This is a genomic window from Comamonas nitrativorans (assembly GCF_042654765.1).
Taxonomy (GTDB): Bacteria; Pseudomonadota; Gammaproteobacteria; order Burkholderiales; family Burkholderiaceae_C; genus Comamonas; species Comamonas nitrativorans.
Map to the genome: position 1 here is coordinate 136,813 of NZ_JBHSEW010000003.1, position 18,275 is coordinate 155,087.

The window sequence follows — 18,275 nt, forward strand, 5'->3', positions numbered from 1 at the left end:
GCCGGACGGCTCCATGCGCCGCATGGAGGTCTGCTGTGCCGTTCTGTTTCCCCCAAGCCTGCCCCTGCCGATGCTGCGTAGCCTGAGATTCATTTTGTTCGCCCCCTTGCTGGTGGCACTGCTGGCGAGTCTGGGCATCGTCTACTGGGCGCACACCGGCGCCAGCGACTCCTTCCTGGCCCACCGCCAGATTCTGCTGATCAGCCTGGTGCCGCTGCTGGCCGTATTTGCGCTGATCTATACCGTGCTGCGCCGCACCAGCCGCGCCCTGCTGGCCATCACCCGGGGCCTGGAGCAACTGGCCAGCCACCCGGACGCCGCGCCGCAGCTGCCGCAAATCACGCATCTGAGCCGCCACGGCAGCGGTGAAATCCGCACCATGGCCCAGGCGCTGCTGCAACTGAGCCATACCTACGAACGCCAGCGCCAGGCCGAGGAAAAGGCCTTTTCCCTCTCGTTCTACGACCCCCTGACCCAACTGCCCAACCGGCGGATGCTGCGCGAGCGCCTGCGCCAGTTGCCCAGCCACACCCCAGGCGGCCAGGGTGCCCTGCTGATCCTGGACGTGGACGACTTCAAATCCTTCAACGACCTGCTGGGCCACAGCACCGGAGATTACATGCTGCAGGAAATGGCCCAGCGGCTGGCGCAGCACGCGCCGTCGAACTCCCTGGCGGCCCGCACCAGCGGCAACGCCTTTGCCGTGCTGCTGTGGAACCTCAAGCGGCCCGAGGCCCAGGTGCTGGCCCTGGCCGAGAAAATCAACTTCGCCATCCAGCAGCCCCTGGCCTGGGGCGGCAAGGACTACCGCTTCACCACCAGTCTGGGCATCAGCCTGTTTGACGACCAGCTCACCAACCTGGACGAACCGCTGAAAAACGCCGAAGCGGCCATGTACGTCGCCAAAAGCCAGGGCCGGGGAAAAATCCAGTTCTACGACCCCTCCATCCAGGCCCGGCTGCAAGACCAGTTGCAGCTTGAAGAAGACCTGCGCCACGCCCTGGAGCGCCAGGAACTGCACCTGCTCTACCAAGCCCAGGCCCGGGCGGAATCGGGCCAGGCGCCGCGCATCGTCGGCGCCGAAGCCCTGCTGCGCTGGCAGCACCCCACGCGCGGCCTGGTTTCGCCCGCTGTATTCATCCCCCTGGCCGAGGCCTCCGACCTGATCCTGCCGATCGGCGCCTGGGTGCTGCAAACGGCCTGCCGCCAACTGCAAGCCTGGGCCGATGACCCGCGCACGACGGACCTGACGCTGGCGGTCAATGTCAGCGCCAGACAGTTCCTGCAGCCCGACTTTGTCGAACAGGTGCGCCAGACGCTGGCGCACACCGGCATCCATCCCCGGCGGCTCAAGCTGGAGCTGACCGAAAGCACCGTGCTGGACAACGTGCAGGACACCATCGCCACCATGCAGGCGCTGCGCACCCTGGGCGTGCGTTTGTCGCTGGACGATTTCGGCACCGGCTACTCATCGCTTCAGTATTTGAAGCGGCTACCGCTGGACCAACTTAAGATTGACCAGGCATTCATCTGTGAAATCACGACCAGCAGCGCAGATGCAGCTATCGTAAAAACCATTGTGGCCATGGGCCACGCGCTGGACATGCAGGTCATCGCCGAAGGCGTGGAAACCGCCGAACAGCAGCAGGCCCTGCTGACCTATGGCTGCCACTACTTCCAGGGCTATCTGTTCAGCCGCCCGGTGCCGGTGGGGGATTTCGAGGTGCTGCTGGGGAGGGTTTGAGTGCGTTAGGACTGGTTGTGGCGGTGGATGAGGCATTGCGCTGTCTATGCCTCATCCTTTACCTTTGAAAAAGATTCTGAATTTTTAAAATAGAGATATAAGTAATTGATTTTTATAAATTTTTTAATGTATCTCTTTGTCGATCTCTAATTTCTCTTTGTAATTTTTCCTGTCAGTCGCCAGCAAGGAGCCGTGTCTGAGCCGGTGTTGACTATCACCTCATGGCGGCGCAGCCTGGTCAGCAGGCTGCTGATCTTGTTGTACTTCTGCTTGGCATCCAGGGCATCGCTCAACTTGTCCATGAGCAACTTGTTGATCTCGGCACGGTTTGCTTGATCAAATTTCTCCAGATAGTCGGTCAGCAGTTTGGCGTAGAACTCGTCATCTTGTGCTCGAGTGCGGATGTAATCGGCCTTGTTTGCAGTTGCCTCCAGAGCTTCTTTTCCAGGTCGTTGAAGAATTGTTGTTCGATGGCTTGCATGTTGGCCCTTTCCTTTTTTCGCTTTTTTATTTCCCAATACAGAAACTGCTGAAGATCACGCCCAGCAGGTCGTCGGAGGTGAACTCTCCCGTGATCGCGCCCAGGTGGTGTTGGGCCAGGCGCAGTTCCTCGGCCAGCAGGTCGAGTGCCGGGTCGGCGGTTTGCAGCAGGGCGTGGGCTTGTGCCAGGTGTTCGCCGGTGGCTTGCAGCGCCTGCACGTGCCGGGCGCGGGCGATGTACAGGCCCTCGGCGGCGGATTGCCAACCGGCGATTTCCAGCAGGCGCTGGCGCAGGGCGTCCAGCCCCTGGCCGTGTTTGGCGGACAGGCGCAGGCCGTCTGTGTCTGCGGCGGGCGCAGCAGTGTTTGCTATATCTTCCTTGTTCCAGATATGAAGCACAGGAACGTTCTTCGGTAGTTTTTGTGCCAAAACCGTTGCAATGTCAGCGTCAGCAGCTTTGTATTCAGGAGCGTCGATGCGCGTCAGGTCGTGCAGGAACAGCACGGCGTCGGCCTGGGCGATTTCCTCCCAGGCGCGGGCGATGCCGATGCGCTCCACCTCGTCGCTGCTCTCGCGCAGGCCGGCGGTGTCGATGACGTGCAGCGGCACGCCGTTGATCTGGATGGTTTCCTGCACCTTGTCGCGCGTGGTGCCGGCAATCGGGGTGACGATGGCCAGCTCTGCCCCGGCCAGGGCGTTGAGCAGCGAGCTTTTGCCGGCGTTGGGCTGCCCGGCAATCACCACCTTGATGCCTTCGCGCAGCAGCGCCCCTTGCTGGGTGCGCCGCAGCACCTGGGTCAGTTGCGCCTGCAAGTTTTCCAGTTGGCCCCAGGCGTCGGCTTTTTGCAGGAAGTCGATCTCTTCCTCGGGGAAGTCCAGCGTGGCCTCGACCAGCATGCGCAGGTGGATGAGGGCATCGCGCAGCACGGTGATTTCCTGCGAGAACGCGCCGGACAGCGAGCGGCTGGCGCTGCGGGCGGCCACGGCGGTGCTGGCGTCGATCAGGTCGGCGATGGCCTCGGCCTGGGCCAGATCGATCTTGTCGTTGAAGAAGGCCCGCTGGGTAAATTCGCCCGGCTCGGCCAGGCGCAAATCGGGCAGTGCTGCCGGGCCGTCCGGCGCAGGGGTTTGCGCGGCTTCCAGACAGCGCTCCAGCAGCAGTTGCAGCACCACCGGGCCGCCGTGGGCCTGTAGCTCCAGCACGTCCTCGCCGGTGTAGCTGTGCGGGCCGGGGAAGAACAGCGCCAGGCCGTGGTCCAGGGGCTGGCCCTGGGCGTCGTTGAAGGGCAGGTAGGTCGCCTCCCGTGCCCGCAGATCGCGCCCGAGCAGCCGGCGCACCAACGGTGCCAGCTGCCGACCCGAGACACGGACGATGCCCACGGCCCCGCGCCCCGGCGCAGTGGCGATGGCAACAATCGGATCGTGGCGGCGTGCAAGCATGGGGAAGCCCTTGGAGAGAAGCAGTTGAAACAGTGGAACGGGGAAGCGAGCCGGGCCAGTGCTGGCGGGCGTTTGCCACCGGGGGCGGCGAGGCTGGATTATCGGCGCAGTGCCTGCGTTTTCAGGGGCGGGGAGCGTGAGCGGCATTTGCCCCCGTTTGGTGCCGGGCATGAAAAATTCCCTCTGAAAATTTCAACCCAGGCAGCGTAGGGTTGTGAGAGAGTGTTGCAGCGCCTCTGCCTATACTTCTCCAGGGCCGCACAAGCGCCTGCTTCTGTTCTTCCCCTGCTCCAAGGACACTCCTATGCTTCGCTGGCTTACCCAATTGCGTCTGGCCCAGAAATTCATTCTTCTCGGTGCCATCACCCTGGTCATGATCGCCTTCCCGTCGGCGCTGTACCTGAAAGAGACCGTTTCCGACGTGCGCCAGGCCCACCGCCAGGCCGCCGGGGTGCCGGTGCTGATGGCATTGAACATGGTCATGCAGCACACCCAGGTGCATCGGGGGTTGTCGGCGGGGGTTCTGAGCGGCAACCAGGCGATGGAACAGCGTCGCACCGGAGCGCGGGAGGCGGTCAACCAGGCGATCGCCGATACGTCGGCCCTGCTGACCAAAACCGACGCCCCGGCGCAGGAGCAGGAACGTCTGCACAAGTGGCAGCAGGACTGGCAGGCGCTGGAACAGACCGTGGCCAGCGGCAAGATCGAAGCGGCTGAAAGCTTTGCCCGCCACACCGCCCTGGTGGCCGACCTGATGCTGATGAACGAGGAGCTGCTGGCCGCCTACAACCTGCAGTCCAATGCCGACCCGGCGAACATCGCCCTGCTGCAGGCGGCCCTGGTGCAGGCGCCGCTGCTCAGCGAAGGCGTGGGGCAGATCCGGGCCATGGGTACGGGCTTTCTGACCCAGGCGTTCCTGAGCGTGGACGACCGGGGCGCGTTTCGTGCCCTCATCAACCAGACCGGCAACCTGCAAAAACAGGCCGGGCGGTTCATCCAGCGGGCCATGCAGCTCAACCCCACGTACCAGCAGGTGCTGGGCGAACAGGTGAAAAAAGCCACCGTCCTGCTCAACGAAAGTATGGGCCTGGCCCAGAGCGAGGTGCTGGAGATCGATCTGCTGCAATACCCTGCCGCCGAGTATTTCGACAAGCTCACCCAGGCCATCGAATCGGTGAATGCCGTGCGTATCAGCGGTGCCGAGCGGCTGTTCGTGCTGATGGAGGCCGAAGCCACCCGCCAGAGCAACCTGCTCATCCTGCTGACGGGCGTGCAGCTGGCCCTGCTGGCGGCCGCAGTGGGGCTGACCCTGCTGTTCGTGCGCTCGATCACCCGGCCGCTGCACCATGCCGTGGAGCTGGCCCTGGCCGTGGCCGACGGCAATCTGGCCGGGGCCGACGAGCCGACCGGGCGCAACGAGATCGGCGAGCTGATCGCCGCGCAGCAGCAGATGCGCTCGCGCCTGCGCCCCATCGTGCAGCAGGTGCGCCAGGGCTCGGACGCCGTGGCGCTGGCCAGTGCGGAAATCGCCCAGGGCAACCAGGACTTGTCCGGCCGCACGGAAAGCCAGGCCAGCGCCCTGGAGCAGACCGCCGCGTCGATGGAGCAGTTGAGCGCCACCGTGCGCCAGAACGCCGACAGCGCCCAGGAGGCCAGCCGTCTGACGCAATCGGCGCACAGCATCGCCAGCCAGGGCGGCGCGATGGTGACGCAGATGGTGCAGACCATGCAGGGCATCCACGACAGCAGCCGCAAGGTCAGCGACATCATCGGCGTGATCGACAGCATCGCCTTCCAGACCAACATCCTGGCGCTGAACGCCGCTGTCGAGGCCGCCCGCGCCGGCGAGCAGGGCCGGGGTTTTGCCGTGGTGGCCAGCGAAGTGCGCAGCCTGGCCGGGCGCAGCGCCGAAGCGGCCAAGGAGATCAAGCGGCTGATCGACGACAGCGTGCAGCGCGTCGGCGACGGCAATGCGCTGGCGCAGCAAACCGGGCAGACGATGCAGGAAATGGTGGGCGCCATCCAGAAGGTGAACACCATCGTCAGCGCCATCAGCAACGCCAGCCAGGAGCAGGCCGACGGGGTCGTCCAGGTCGGCGATGCCATTACCCAGATGGACCAGGTGACCCAGCAGAACGCGGCCCTGGTCGAGGAAATGGCCGCTGCCGCCACCAGCCTGCACAGCCGCAGCCAGGAACTGGTGCAGGCCGTGGCGGTATTCCATCTGAACGAGGACGGCGCGGCGCCCCTGCCGGGACGCAGCCGCAACAGCGGGCAGCCGCTTCTTAAATAAGAGCTGTTACTGCTTGCTATCTATTGATTTCAAGGATAAATAGCCATGAAATCGTTGATTATCAAGCGGTAGTAGCTATTCTTTTATAAACGCCGCACGTCCACCAGGGCGATGCGGCGTTTGTCCATCTCCAGCACCTGAAAGCGCAGGCCCTCGGCCTCCAGCACCTGCCCCACGGCGGGCAACTGCTCCAGGTGGTCGAGCAGGAAGCCCGCCAGGGTGCTGTAGTCGTCGCTGTGCGCCAGGGTGTAGGTTTCGGTGGCCGTCTCCAGGGCGTGCAGGTCGGCCTGGCCATCGACCACCCAGTGGCCCGGGTCGGCCTGGGGCTGGATGTCGGGGATTTCGCCCTCTTCGGGAAACTCGCCGGCGATGGCTTCGAGCAGGTCGATCGGCGTGACCAGCCCCAGGATGGAGCCGAACTCGTCGCTGACCAGGGCGATCTGCGCCCGCGAATGGCGCATCTGCTCGACCAGCTTGATGACGTTCACCGAGGTCGGCACCACCAGCGGCTGGCGCAGGCTGCGCGTCAGGTCGATCGCCCCGGTCGCCAGCACGTCGGCCAGCAGGTCGCGGGCGCGGGCCACGCCGTTCAGCCTGTCCAGCTCGCCGCTGGCCACCGGGAACAGGCCGTGGCGGGCCTGGAGCAGCTGCTCGCGCAGCGCCTCGGGGCTTTGCCCCAGGTCGATCCACTCGATGTCTGCCCGCGGCGTCATCACCGACTGCACGCTGCGCTCGGCCAGCGAGAGCACGCCGCTGACCATGTGGCGCTCCTGCTGGCCAAAGGCTTGCAGCGCGGCGGCCACGTCGGCATCTGCGGCGCTGCTGGCGGTGGCCTCGCCGCCCTGGCCGTTGGCGCGGCCGCCCAGCATGCGCAGGATGGTGTTGGCCGTGCGTTCGCGCAAAGGGACGCGGGCCTGGTGGCGGCGCAGGTTGCGCAGTGCCAGCTGGTTGAAGAACTCGATCATGATCGAGAAGCCGATGGCCGCGTACAGGTAGCCCTTGGGCAGGTGAAAGCCCAGGCCTTCGGCCAGCAGGCTCAGGCCGATCATCAGCAAAAAGCTCAGGCACAGCACCACCACGGTGGGGTGGGCATTGACGAATTGCGTCAGGGGCTTGGAAGCCAGCAGCATCACCCCCATGGCAATCACCACGGCGGCCATCATGACCTCCAGGTGATCGACCATGCCGACGGCCGTGATCACCGAGTCGAGCGAGAACACTGCATCCAGCAGCACGATTTGCGTGACCACCACGCCAAAGCTGGAATAGGCACGGCTGCTTTGGCCGGAGTGCGCAATGCCCTCCAGGCGCTCGTGCAGCTCCGTGGTGGCCTTGAACAGCAGGAACAGCCCGCCGATGAGCAGGATGATGGAGCGGCCCGACAGTTCCACCGGCCCCAGCACCAGCCACGGCGTGGTCAGCGACACCAGCCAGGAAATGCCCGCGAGCAGGCCCAGGCGCATCACCAGCGCCAGGGTCAGGCCCAGCACCCGCGCCTTGTCGCGCTGCTCGGGCGGCAGCTTGTCGGCCAGGATGGCGATGAACACCAGGTTGTCCACGCCCAGGATGATCTCCAGCACGATCAGGGTCAGCAGGCCCAGCCAGATCGACGGGTCGGCCAGCCAGGTCAGGCTCAGCGCATCCATGGGCGGCCTCCTGCCTGGGAGCGTGGGAAATCGGGGAAAAGAAAGCCGGCGCAAGCAGCCGGAAAAGAGAGGGAGAAATCGACAGACAGCGCACGCGGGCGCAAGGGGGGAGGCTTCATAGTGGGGGCAATCTTACCCAAGAAGAAAAAAATGGAACGGCCGAGACCGTCGGAATCCGGCATTTGCAATGGTGCAGCGCTTTCCTAGCTTTGCGCCACGCGCTGAAATTGCCCGCCGGGCAGGCGGGCAACCAGCCCTTCCAGTTCCAGCTCCAGCAACTGGGCCTGGAGCTGGGCGGCGCCCCAGCCGGTGCGGGCCGTCAGGGCGTCCAGTCCCACCGGGTCAAAGCCCAGGGCGTCCAGCAGCGCCGTGTGTTCCGGGGAATGGCGGGCCGGGGCCGCTGCGGGCGGGGTCGGCTCCAAGGGCAGCGCTGCCGTGGTGCCGGGGGCGCTGGCGGCACTGCGGGTGGGCGCGGCCAGTTCTTCCAGGATGTCCTGCGCCGTTTCGACCAGCTTGGCGCCCTGGCGGATTAGGGCATGGCAGCCCCGGGCCTGCGGCGCGTGGATCGAACCGGGAATGGCAAACACCTCCCGCCCCTGCTCGCAGGCCAGCCGGGCGGTAATCAGCGAGCCGGAGGCCAGCGCCGCCTCCACCACCAGCGTGCCGCTGCACAGCCCGGCAATGATGCGGTTGCGCTTGGGGAAGTTGGGCGCCAGCGGCGGGGTGCCCAGGTGAAATTCGCTCAGGATCAGCCCCTGCCGGGCAATGCGCTGGGCCAGCGCCTGGTGCTGGCGCGGGTAGACCTGGTCCAGGCCGGTACCGACGACGGCTATCGTCGCCAGGGGATGGGCCGCTGCTGCCAGGGCCCCGGTGTGCGCCGCCGCGTCGATACCGGCCGCCAGGCCGGAAACCACCGTCCAGCCGTGTTCGGCCAGGGCGTGGGCAAAGGCCTGGGCGTTGCTGCTGCCTTGCGCCGTGGGGTGGCGCGAGCCGACGATGGCCAGGCACTGGCGCATGTCGGCCAGGGGAACGGCGCGTTGCAGGATGTCAGGCCGCCCTTCGGCGTACAGCAGCAGCGGCGGGTCTTCCATTTCCAGCAGGCTGGCCGGGTAGCGCGGATCGGCCAGGGTGATGATGGCCCGCCCCAGCCCCTGCGGGGTGCTGTGCAGCCAGTGCCAGGTGGCGGCGCAGCGCTGGGCAAAATGCTCCGGCAGCCGGGCCAGCTGGGTGGCCTGGGCCGGGCTGATGCAGCTTTCCCAGGCGGCCTGGGGGGCGGCAAAAATCTGCTCCGGCCCGCCGAACCGGGCCAGCAGGCGCCGGGCGCTGGCGTTGCCGATGCGCGGCGTCGAAAGCAGGCGCAGCCAGGCGTCCAGTTCCTGCTGCTGCCAGACGGGCACGTCCATGGAGCCGGTTTACTGGGGGGGAACCAGCTTGTCGCCCACGGTCACGCCCCGGCGGGTGTCCATGACCAGCACGTAAGACACCCGGTCGAACACGCGGAACACCATGCCGGTGCCGTTGGCCTGATCGGGCAGTTGCACCGTCTCCTTGCGGCCCTCGGTCTTGTCGACGATCTGCCGGCCTTGCGAAATCAGCGACAGCACCATGCCGGGCTCCATGCCATCGGCTTCGCCCTTGTTGATGCTGATCACCTGGTTTTCCGTGCCGTAGCGCATGGCGTTGCTGGTATAGAGGCTGACCACCCGGGCCTCGACCGCATCCTGCGGCGCGTGGGGCACGAAGCTGCGGTACTGGCGGGCCGGTTCGGGCAGCAGGCGGTCGCCGGCCCGCATTTCTTCCTTGATCTGCGTGACGTGCAGGGTGGCCGGAATCTGGGCCTGGGGCGTGTTGGCGGCAGCGGGTTCCGCCGCAGCACCGTCGGGCAGGTTCGGCGGGGCTTCGGCGGCCAGCAGTTCCACCTTGCCCAGGTATTGCGCCTCGTAGCCCAGCACCTCCTGGGTGATGGGGTCTTTCAGCGGCTTGGCGTCGCGGAAGACCCGGTACAGGCGTTCATCGCCATCCCCTGCGGCAAACGGGGTACCTGCGGGGCCACGGGCGTAGACCTCGTCGCCGGGGCTCATCAGCAGGCGCTCGTCCGACGCGGCGATCAGGCGCGGCGCCTGCTGCAAGGTCAGCTCCTGCACCACCAGCGGCTCGGCCAGGAAGGGCTCGATCAGGTGCATCCGCAGTGTGGGCAAGGCCAGGTCACGCAGGCTTTCGGAGCGCACGCGCGGCGAGAGCTTGACCGTTTCGTTGCCGCTGCGGCTGGTGGTCAGGCGGGCATAGCCGTTGCTGCGCTCCAGGTACAGGGTCTGGCCCGGGTAGATCAGGTGGGGGTTGGCAATGGCCTGCAGGTTCATGCCCCACAGCTCGGGCCAGCGCCAGGGCTGGCGCAGGAACAGGCCGGAAATGCCCCACAGGGTATCGCCCTTGCGCACGGTGTAGCGCTCCGGGGCATTGGCGGCCAGGGCCGACAGCGGCACCCCGCGCTGGGCCACCTGCTGCGCCGTGGCCTGTTGCCCCGGTGTCACCGGGTAGGTCTGCGCCAGGGCATGGCCGGCGCTCAAGGCCGCGCCCAGGGACAATGCGCAAGTGGTGGCAAGGGCTTTCATCGTGTTCTTTCCTTGGCAGCGCCGCAGGGCAGCGGCGGTGAGAGATCGGCTCGGCATAGCCTCTGATTCTGTGGGCAAGGCCCGGATAGGGCAACGATTATCCGGGGGGCGTTCTGCACCTTGTGGGCAAAGTGGCCAAAATAGCGACAGTATTTGTTTGAAACTGTTATGGCCCTGCTTCCCATTCTTTGTTATCCCGATCCGCGTCTGCACAAGGTTGCCCAGCCGGTGGCCCAGGTCGATGACCGCATCCGCACGCAAATTGCCGATATGTTCGAGACCATGTACGACGCCCGTGGCATCGGCCTGGCGGCCACCCAGGTCGATTTTCACGAACGCCTGATCGTCATCGACGTCTCGCAGGAGCGCGACCAGCCGCTGGTGCTGATCAACCCTGAAATCGTCTGGGCCAGCGAGGCCATGCAGCTCAACGAGGAAGGCTGCCTGTCCGTACCCGGCATCTACGACGGGGTGGAGCGCCACAGCGCCGTCAAGGTGCGGGCGCTGGACGAAAACGGCGTCAGCCGCGAAATCGACGCCGAGGAGCTGCTGGCCATCTGCATTCAGCACGAGATGGACCACCTCATGGGCAAGGTGTTCGTCGAATACCTCTCGCCCCTGAAACGCAACCGCATCAAGACCAAGCTGCTCAAGCAGCAAAAGGAAGCGGCCAAGGCATGAGGGTCGCTTTTGCCGGCACGCCGGAATTTGCCAGCGCGGCATTGCAGCGCATCGTCCAGGCCGGGTTTGCCGTGCCCCTGGTGCTGACCCAGCCGGACCGCCCGGCCGGGCGCGGAATGCAGTTGCAGGCCTCGGCGGTCAAGCAATGCGCCCTGGCGCACGGCATTCCCGTGGCGCAGCCGCGCAGCCTGCGCATGGACGGCAAATACCCCGAAGAAGCCCGGGCGGCCCAGGCCGCCTTGCTGGCCGCCCGGCCCGACGTGCTGGTGGTGGCCGCCTACGGCCTGCTGCTGCCGCAGTGGGTGCTGGATTTGCCGCGCCTGGGCTGCCTGAACATCCACGCCAGCCTGCTGCCGCGCTGGCGCGGGGCCGCGCCCATTCACCGCGCCATCGAGGCGGGCGATGCCGCCACCGGCGTCACCATCATGCAGATGGATGCGGGCCTGGATACCGGCGCGATGTGCCTGGTGCAAAGCCTGCCGATTGCCCCGGACGACACCTCCGCCAGCCTGCACGACAAACTGGCCGATTTGGGCGCGGACATGATCGTGCAAGCCCTGGCGCAGGTGCAAACGGCGCCCTTGCCGCAAACGCCCCAGCCCGCCGAGGGCATCACCTACGCGCACAAGATCGCCAAGGACGAAGCCTGGCTGGACTGGACGCACGGCGCCGCCGCCCTGGAGCGCAAGATTCGCGCCTTCACCCCCTTCCCCGGGGGGGCAGCCCAACTGGGCAGCGACACCTTGAAAATCTGGCAGGCGCAGGCGCAGGCGCAATCCCACGACGCTGCGCCCGGCCAGGTGCTGGCTGCCGATGCGGATGGCGTGCTGGTGGCCTGCGGCAGCGGCCATGACAGCAGCGTGCTGCGCCTGACGCAATTGCAACGCGCAGGCGGCAAACGCCTGCCGGCGGCAGACTTCCTGCGCGGCTTTGCGCTGCCGGTGGGCAGCGTGCTGCACCGCCCGCAGTAGGCCGGCGCAGGCACGATCGCCCGCCTTCGCTTTCCGCACGCAACTTTCTGATTTTTATGACTGTTCTGGTTCAACGCGCCCGTGCCCTGGCGCACGACCCGGCCTTTGCCGCCGGGGTGCGCGACATGCTGGCGACGGTGCCCGGCCTGGGTGCCTGGGGGCTGGTCACGGGCGTGGCCATGGTCAAGGCCGGGCTGCCCCTGCCGCTGGCGCTGTTCATGTCGCTGACGGTCTATGCCGGTACGGCCCAGCTGTCCGTGCTGCCGCTGATGGCCGCCGGGGCGCCGCTGTGGATGGTGTGGTTTACCGCCTTGTGCGTGAACCTGCGCTTTGTCGTACTCAGCACCCTGTGGCGCAGCTATTTCGACCACCTGAGCCTGCGCCACCGCCTGGCGCTGGGTTATCTGAGCGGCGACATCCTGTTCGTGCTGTTCACCCAGCGCTACCCCGCAGCGGGCAAGCAGGCCGAGCAGTTGCCCTACTTCTGGGGCGGGGCGGTCACCGGCTGGCTGGGCTGGCAGATTCCCTCCATCGCCGGGATTTTCCTGGCCAACGTGATTCCGCTGGAATGGGGTCTGGGCTTTGCCGGGGTGCTGGCCATCCTGGGCGTGCTTTACGCCATGCTCAAGGGTGTGGCGACCTGGGTGGCGGCCGCCGTGTCTGCCGCCGCCGCCGTGGCCGCATTCGGGCTGCCGCTGCGCCTCAATACCCTGGTGGCGATTGCCACGGCGGTGGTGGCCGGTCTGGTCATGGAAGCGGTGCAAAAGAAGGGACTTCGCCATGGACGCTGAATCGTATGGGCTGTGGGCCTGGCTGGCCACCGCCGGACTGGCGCTGATCACGCTGGTGACCCGCGCCTTTTTCCTGATCCCGAAAGAGCCGCTGCCCATGCCCCAGTGGCTCAGCCGTGGCCTGCAATATGCGCCGCTGGCGGCGCTGACCGCCGTGGTCGCGCCCGAGATTTTCATGGCCGACGGGCAATTGCTTGCCACCTGGCAGGATGCCCGTCTGCCGGCAGTGGCCTGCGCCACGCTGTATTTCGCCCTGCGCCGCGACATCCTGGGCACCATTGCCGTCGGGATGCTGGTCTACCTGCCGCTGCACATCGGCTGGGGATGGTAGAAATACGATAGCTTCTATCGCTTGTATTCAATGGATTTCAGGTATTTTTATCCATTAAACACAGATATATAAAGCGGAAACAGCTATTTGTTTATTCAACACGCCTGTGCCTGCCGGACAGGCGTTTTGTGGTCAAATACGCCCCTTCAAAGGGGAGTAGCTCCCTGCTAGGGTCTGCGGCCCGGGCAGTTGGACAGGTCGTCAGCACGAAGCATCCGCTTCCGGCCTGCCCAGCAGTGCAGCGCACTGTGAGCAAGACCTTTGGGCGACTGCCATCATGGTCCCCAAGGCGTCTTTCCCGGCCCGGCTGCATGTCCGGTGCTTCCAGCCTCCTCCGGTACCGTGCCAGTGGTTGTCCACCCGCTTTCAGAGTTTTTGGCATTGGTATTGCTGCATTGGAGTTTTCAATGGATTTGGACTTTCTCACCCACGCCCCGTTCTGGATTGCCCTGGGGCAAATCATCATCATCGATATCCTGCTGGGTGGCGACAACGCCGTCGTCATCGCCCTGGCCTGCCGCAAGCTGCCCCCGGCGCAGCGGGCCAAGGGCATCGTGTACGGCACGGCCGGGGCCATTCTGCTGCGCGTGGTGCTGATCATGTTCGCCATGACGCTGCTGCAAGTGCCCTTCCTGAAAGCGGTCGGGGCGGTGCTGCTGGTCTGGATCGGCGTCAAGCTGCTGGCCCCGGATGAAGACGGGCACGAGAACATCGCCGGCAGCGACCGGCTGCTGGCAGCCATCAAGACCATCATCGTGGCCGACCTGGTGATGAGCGTGGACAACGTGATCGCCATCGCCGGCGCGGCGCAGACCTCGCATCAAGATCACCAGGTGTTGCTGGTCACGCTGGGGCTGCTGATCTCGATTCCCATCATCGTCTGGGGCTCGCAGCTGGTCATCCGGCTGATGGAACGTTTCCCTTCGGTCATCCTGGCCGGAGGAATGCTCCTGGGCTGGATTGCCGGCGGCATGTTGGTGACGGACCCCGCCTTCGTAAATCCCGCACAATGGCTGTGGCTGCCCAAGCTGGGCACGCTGGACGCAAAAGGGCAGGCCGTGCTGTCCCCCGCCGTGTACTGGAGCGCCCATCTGGGCGGTGCATTGCTGGTGCTGGTGGCCGGCAAATGGCTGGCGAACCGCAAGGCGGCCCGCCCCGCCCCGTAAACCACAGGAGGAAACACTATGACCCGATTACTCGTGCAATGGCTGCTCAACGCCGGGGCGCTGCTGCTGGTGGCCAATGTCTACAGCGGGGTGCAGGTGCATAGCCTGACCTCGGCGCTGTGGGCGGCCATCATCCTGGGGCTGCTCAATACGGTAGTGCGCCCGGTGCTGGTGCTGCTGACGCTGCCGGTGACGCTGGTAACGCTGGGGCTGTTCCTGGTCGTGGTGAATGGTCTGGTGTTCTGGCTCGCCTCGGCGCTGCTGGGCGGGCTGCAGGTCAACGGCTTCTGGGCTGCCGTGTGGGGGGCCTTGCTGTATTCGGCGCTGGGGCTGGTGATCGACTCACTGCTTGCGCGACTGTTCCCGCAGTAACTCGGTCACGGCCCGCAGGCGCGTGTCGATGATCGAGGCCTCGATGTGATCCTGGCCGCTGCTGCGCCGGGCCAGGTCCTGCGCCGCCTTCAGGCGATCCTGTGCGGCGCTGAAATCCCGGATCGCCACCTGCGCCTCGGCCTGCGCCCGCAGTGCCCGCAGCGGCTGGTTTTGTGCCTGCCACGCCTGCGCCAGCAACTGCCAGGCGTGGGCATCTTCGGGGTGCAGCGTCACCCAGGTCTGCAAGCTGTCGCTGACCGGCGCAGGGCGCCGCAGCGCCAGCAGCGCCTGGGACTTGAGCAGCACGGCCGGGCGCAGCTTGGGCGACTGGCTGCGCTCGACCAGATCCAGGGCTTGCTGGGGCTGTTCGGCGGCCAGGGCCAGCTCGGCCCCCAGCCAGGCGCTTTGGCGCCGGGCGGCGGCCTCGCCGGAAGGTACCAGGGCATCGAGCTGGCGCCACAGCGCCAGCGCCCCGGCGTTGTCGCGCAACTGCTGGCTGGCCAGGGCGGCGGCGTACAGGATGGCTGCCTGTTGCACGGCCGGTTGCTGGGCAAAGTCGCTGTGCCGGGGCTGGGCCTGCCATTGGCGCAGGCGATCGACGCCGGGCTGGCTCAACACCCGGGCACGGGCGGCCATCATGGCGTCTTCCCACTGCGTTTGCAGCGGTGCAGCGCTGCCGTGCGGCACGCGGGACTGCATGTCGGCGATACGTTCGCTGGTCAGCGGGTGGCTGCGCAGGTAGGGCCAGCTGCCGTTGTCGTTCAAGCGGCTGGCTTGCTGCAATTTGTCGAACATGCTGGCCGCGCCCTGGGGGTTGAAGCCTGCCGGGGCGAGCAGGTTGAAGCCCACGCGGTCGGCCTCGCGCTCCATGTCGCGCGAAAAGCTCAACTGGCTCTGCACGGCGGCGGCCTGCCCGCCGATGATCAGCGCCTGCGCCGCATCCGGGCTGGACGAGGCGGCCAGCGCCCCCAGCACCAGGCTGCCGATCAGCAGGGGCATGTTCTTCTTGTCCTCGGCAAACATGCGGGCGATGTGGCGCTGGGTAACGTGGCTGAGTTCGTGCGCCAGCACCGTGGCCAGCTCGTCGCGGCTGGTCACGGCGCCGATCAGGCCGGTGTGTACGCCCAGATAGCCCCCCGGCAGGGCAAAGGCGTTGATCGTGCGGTCGCGCCCGAGCAGCACCTGCCAGGCGTAGCGCTGGTACAGCTCCTCGCTCAGATCGCCGCGTTGCAGGGCCGCCTGCACCAAGGGCTGCCAGATCTGCATGACGTAGGCGTGCAGCGGCGCATCGTCCAGGTAGTCCGGGTCGCGGTACAGGCTGGTGATGATGCTGTCGCCCAGCTCGCGCTCCTGGCTGATCGTCAGCTCGGCGCCATCGCCCAGATGCGGCAATTGCACCTGGGCGCTGGCCGGAGCGCTGGCCAACACCCCCGCCAGACACAGGGTGGAGAGCAAAGTACGGACACAGCGGTGCGAAAACCAAGGGGCAGGCATGATGGGCGAATCCTTTCGGTGGATGCTTATGATGCCCGTTTTTGCCACTGGTTCATCCCTGGAGCGCTGCCCATGCCCGCGACACCTTCTTCCCCCGCCTCCCCCCTCACCCATTTCGACGCCCAGGGCCAGGCCCACATGGTGGACGTAGGCGCCAAGGCCGCCACCGAACGCACCGCCATTGCCCAGGGCCGCATCACCATGCAGCCTGCCACCCTGGCGCTGGTGCGCAGCGGCAGCGCCAAGAAAGGCGACGTGCTGGGCGTGGCCCGCATTGCCGCCATCATGGCCGCCAAAAAAACCAGCGACCTCATCCCTCTGTGCCACCCCCTGGCGCTGACCCGCGTGGCGGTGGACTTCGCCCTGCAGCCCGACGCAAACGCCATCACCTGCACCGCCACCGTGCAGACCGTGGGGCAAACCGGTGTGGAAATGGAAGCACTCACCGCTGTCCAGGTGGGCCTGCTAACCATTTATGACATGTGCAAAGCCGCCGATAAAACCATGGTGATGGAAGGCATCCGCGTGCTGGAAAAGCACGGCGGCAAGTCCGGCAGCTGGGTACTGGCGGCGTAGGCCTGGCCAAGAAAAATCGGCTCTGTAGCGGCACGCATACGTAGTTTCAACGACAAATGGATTCAACATAAACCACGCACAATCGCCCCCTTGCTTAAGTAACAAGGAGATGTTTTGAGTACGCTGGCAATTGTTGTTTCGCTGCTGCTGTTGATGTTTTTGGCATACCGCGGCTATACGGTGCTGTTGCTGGCACCGCTGATGGCCGCGTTGGCGGTGCTGTTGTCCGGGGATGTGGCGGTGCTGCTGCCCATTTATACAGATACCTTCATGCGGGCCCTGGGCAATTACGTCCTGGCCTTTTTCCCGGTCTTCCTGCTGGGCGCCTTGTTTGGCCAACTGATGGCCGATTCGGGCGCAGCCACAGCCATCGCCCAGTGGATCGAGCGCACGCTGGGGCCAAAGCATGCCATCCTGACGGTGGTGCTGGCCTGCTCCATCCTGACCTACGGCGGGGTATCGCTGTTCGTCGTGGCATTCGCGATTTATCCGATTGCCAAGTCGCTGTTCCAGGATGCCGACATTCCCAAGCGGCTGGTCGCCCCGGCGATTGCCCTGGGCTCGTTCACCTTCACCATGACGGCCATGCCGGGCACTCCGGCAATCCAGAACGCCATCCCCATCAAGTTCTACGGCACCAACACCTTTGCTGCACCGGGGCTGGGTCTGATCGGCTCGGCCATCATTTTTGCACTGGGGATGCTCTGGCTGCGCTCGCGCGAACGCGCGGCCCGTGCCCGGGGCGAGGGCTACGGCATTCATGCCGACAACCTGAAGGCCAAAGGCCAAGTGGGCGAGGCCGACATGGCCGGCGACGCCCGGCGCACCATGCCCCTGCTGCTGGCGCTGTTGCCGCTGGTGCTGGTGATCGGTGTCAACGCCCTGTTCACCTACGGTATCTTTCCGGGAATGCACTGGGACTTCCTGGCAGAGCGCTTTGCGTCGATGGACGCCAGCAAGCAAACCGGTATGTGGGCGCTGATCATCGCCCTGGTGGTTTCGTGTATCACCCTGGTGCTGCTGGGCCTGGGGCGCTGGGTGAACCTGCAGCAAACCATCAACAAGGGCGTGCTGGGCTCCATGCTGCCGATCTTCAATACCGCTTCGGAAGTGGGCTACGGCGCAGTGATTGCCAGCCTGGCGGGCTTTGCCATCATCCGCGATGCGGTGCTGAACGTTTCCAGCAATCCGCTGATCTCGGAAGCCGTGGCCATGAACGTGCTGGCCGGGATTACCGGCTCGTCCTCGGGCGGCCTGTCGATTGCCCTGCAAACCCTGGGTGCGGACTACCTGAAGATGGCCGTGGAAGCCGGCATCAGCCCCGACCTGCTGCACCGCGTGGCCGTCATGTCTGCCGGGGTGTTCGACACCCTGCCGCACTGCGGCGCCATCATCACCCTGCTGTCGATCTGCGGGCTGACGCACCGCCAGTCGTACCTGAACATCGCCATGATGACCATCGTCATGCCGCTGATCGCTTTGACGGCCGTCATTGCGCTGGGCACCGTGTTCGGTTCGTTCTGAACGGCCACTTTCCCGGCAAGCCGCCTGAGGGATTCGCCCCAGGCGGCTTTTCATTGGGGCGTGGCGTTGTGCGGTGTGGCATCGGCCATGGTGTTTATGCCGAAAGCAGAAACAATGAAACCCGATTCTGGGGCTTCTCAGCGCAGTGGCGCTT

At 65.8% G+C, this 18,275-nt stretch carries 16 protein-coding genes; 10 read left to right on the forward strand and 6 right to left on the reverse strand.

What is annotated here, in order from left to right; genetic code table 11:
- Positions 1 to 13: 13 nt before the first annotated feature.
- On the forward strand, positions 14 to 1,744 hold the full coding sequence (locus tag ACFO3A_RS04990) for a putative bifunctional diguanylate cyclase/phosphodiesterase (RefSeq protein ID WP_377724527.1): 1,731 nt from the start codon (positions 14 to 16) through the stop codon (positions 1,742 to 1,744).
- 146 nt (positions 1,745 to 1,890) lie between these two features.
- Here the strand turns inward: ACFO3A_RS04990 and ACFO3A_RS04995 are convergent, their stop codons facing one another.
- Together ACFO3A_RS04995 and mnmE are read right to left on the reverse strand one after the other, a co-directional pair.
- The gene (locus ACFO3A_RS04995; protein ID WP_377724529.1) at positions 1,891 to 2,262 is read right to left on the reverse strand and encodes a hypothetical protein; all 372 of its coding nucleotides are present in this window, start codon (positions 2,260 to 2,262) and stop codon (positions 1,891 to 1,893) included.
- Complete coding sequence (gene mnmE / locus ACFO3A_RS05000) at positions 2,252 to 3,664, reverse strand: tRNA uridine-5-carboxymethylaminomethyl(34) synthesis GTPase MnmE (protein WP_377724531.1); 1,413 nt, start codon at positions 3,662 to 3,664, stop codon at positions 2,252 to 2,254. Before mnmE ends, ACFO3A_RS04995 begins: the two co-directional genes overlap by 11 nt.
- 304 nt (positions 3,665 to 3,968) lie before the next feature.
- On the opposite strand from mnmE, the gene ACFO3A_RS05005 reads away from it, so the two are divergent.
- Positions 3,969 to 5,957: a methyl-accepting chemotaxis protein gene (locus tag ACFO3A_RS05005; protein WP_377724532.1), complete on the forward strand. Its 1,989-nt coding sequence runs from the start codon at positions 3,969 to 3,971 to the stop codon at positions 5,955 to 5,957.
- 83 nt (positions 5,958 to 6,040) lie between these two features.
- Here ACFO3A_RS05005 and ACFO3A_RS05010 read toward each other — a convergent pair whose 3' ends face one another.
- The 3 genes from ACFO3A_RS05010 to ACFO3A_RS05020 form a co-directional block, all read right to left on the reverse strand.
- Positions 6,041 to 7,603: a TerC family protein gene (locus ACFO3A_RS05010; protein ID WP_377724534.1), complete on the reverse strand. Its 1,563-nt coding sequence runs from the start codon at positions 7,601 to 7,603 to the stop codon at positions 6,041 to 6,043.
- Between the two features lie 203 nt (positions 7,604 to 7,806).
- Entirely contained in the window at positions 7,807 to 9,006 is a 1,200-nt protein-coding gene (dprA, locus tag ACFO3A_RS05015; RefSeq protein WP_377724535.1) for a DNA-processing protein DprA, read from the reverse strand.
- Positions 9,007 to 9,015: 9 nt separating this feature from the next.
- On the reverse strand, positions 9,016 to 10,215 hold the full coding sequence (locus ACFO3A_RS05020; protein WP_377724538.1) for a LysM peptidoglycan-binding domain-containing protein: 1,200 nt from the start codon (positions 10,213 to 10,215) through the stop codon (positions 9,016 to 9,018).
- A gap of 168 nt (positions 10,216 to 10,383) precedes the next feature.
- Between ACFO3A_RS05020 and def the strand changes: the two genes are divergently transcribed.
- From def to ACFO3A_RS05050, 6 genes are all read left to right on the forward strand, one after another.
- Positions 10,384 to 10,896: a peptide deformylase gene (def, locus tag ACFO3A_RS05025; protein WP_377724540.1), complete on the forward strand. Its 513-nt coding sequence runs from the start codon at positions 10,384 to 10,386 to the stop codon at positions 10,894 to 10,896.
- Positions 10,893 to 11,867, forward strand: coding sequence for a methionyl-tRNA formyltransferase (gene fmt / locus ACFO3A_RS05030; protein WP_377724542.1), 975 nt, complete (start codon positions 10,893 to 10,895; stop codon positions 11,865 to 11,867). The genes def and fmt overlap by 4 nt, the downstream gene beginning before the upstream one ends.
- Before the next feature lie 56 nt (positions 11,868 to 11,923).
- Positions 11,924 to 12,658, forward strand: a complete 735-nt coding sequence (locus ACFO3A_RS05035; RefSeq protein WP_377724543.1) for an AzlC family ABC transporter permease — start codon at positions 11,924 to 11,926, stop codon at positions 12,656 to 12,658.
- Positions 12,648 to 12,989: an AzlD domain-containing protein gene (locus tag ACFO3A_RS05040; protein WP_377724545.1), complete on the forward strand. Its 342-nt coding sequence runs from the start codon at positions 12,648 to 12,650 to the stop codon at positions 12,987 to 12,989. The genes ACFO3A_RS05035 and ACFO3A_RS05040 overlap by 11 nt, the downstream gene beginning before the upstream one ends.
- A 407-nt stretch (positions 12,990 to 13,396) precedes the next feature.
- Positions 13,397 to 14,155 carry a TerC family protein gene (locus ACFO3A_RS05045; RefSeq protein WP_377724547.1) on the forward strand — a complete coding sequence of 253 codons (759 nt, stop codon included), beginning with the start codon at positions 13,397 to 13,399 and terminating at the stop codon, positions 14,153 to 14,155.
- 18 nt (positions 14,156 to 14,173) lie between these two features.
- Positions 14,174 to 14,527 (forward strand): phage holin family protein, encoded by a 354-nt coding sequence (locus tag ACFO3A_RS05050; RefSeq protein WP_377724549.1) that lies wholly within the window; start codon positions 14,174 to 14,176, stop codon positions 14,525 to 14,527.
- Here the strand turns inward: ACFO3A_RS05050 and ACFO3A_RS05055 are convergent.
- On the reverse strand, positions 14,498 to 16,021 hold the full coding sequence (locus ACFO3A_RS05055) for a M48 family metalloprotease (RefSeq protein ID WP_377724550.1): 1,524 nt from the start codon (positions 16,019 to 16,021) through the stop codon (positions 14,498 to 14,500). The genes ACFO3A_RS05050 and ACFO3A_RS05055 overlap by 30 nt on opposite strands.
- Positions 16,022 to 16,093: 72 nt before the next feature.
- On the opposite strand from ACFO3A_RS05055, the gene moaC reads away from it, so the two are divergent.
- The gene (moaC, locus tag ACFO3A_RS05060) at positions 16,094 to 16,597 is read left to right on the forward strand and encodes a cyclic pyranopterin monophosphate synthase MoaC (RefSeq protein WP_377724551.1); all 504 of its coding nucleotides are present in this window, start codon (positions 16,094 to 16,096) and stop codon (positions 16,595 to 16,597) included.
- A gap of 114 nt (positions 16,598 to 16,711) precedes the next feature.
- Positions 16,712 to 18,121: a GntP family permease gene (locus ACFO3A_RS05065; protein ID WP_377724552.1), complete on the forward strand. Its 1,410-nt coding sequence runs from the start codon at positions 16,712 to 16,714 to the stop codon at positions 18,119 to 18,121.
- Positions 18,122 to 18,275: the final 154 nt, after the last annotated feature.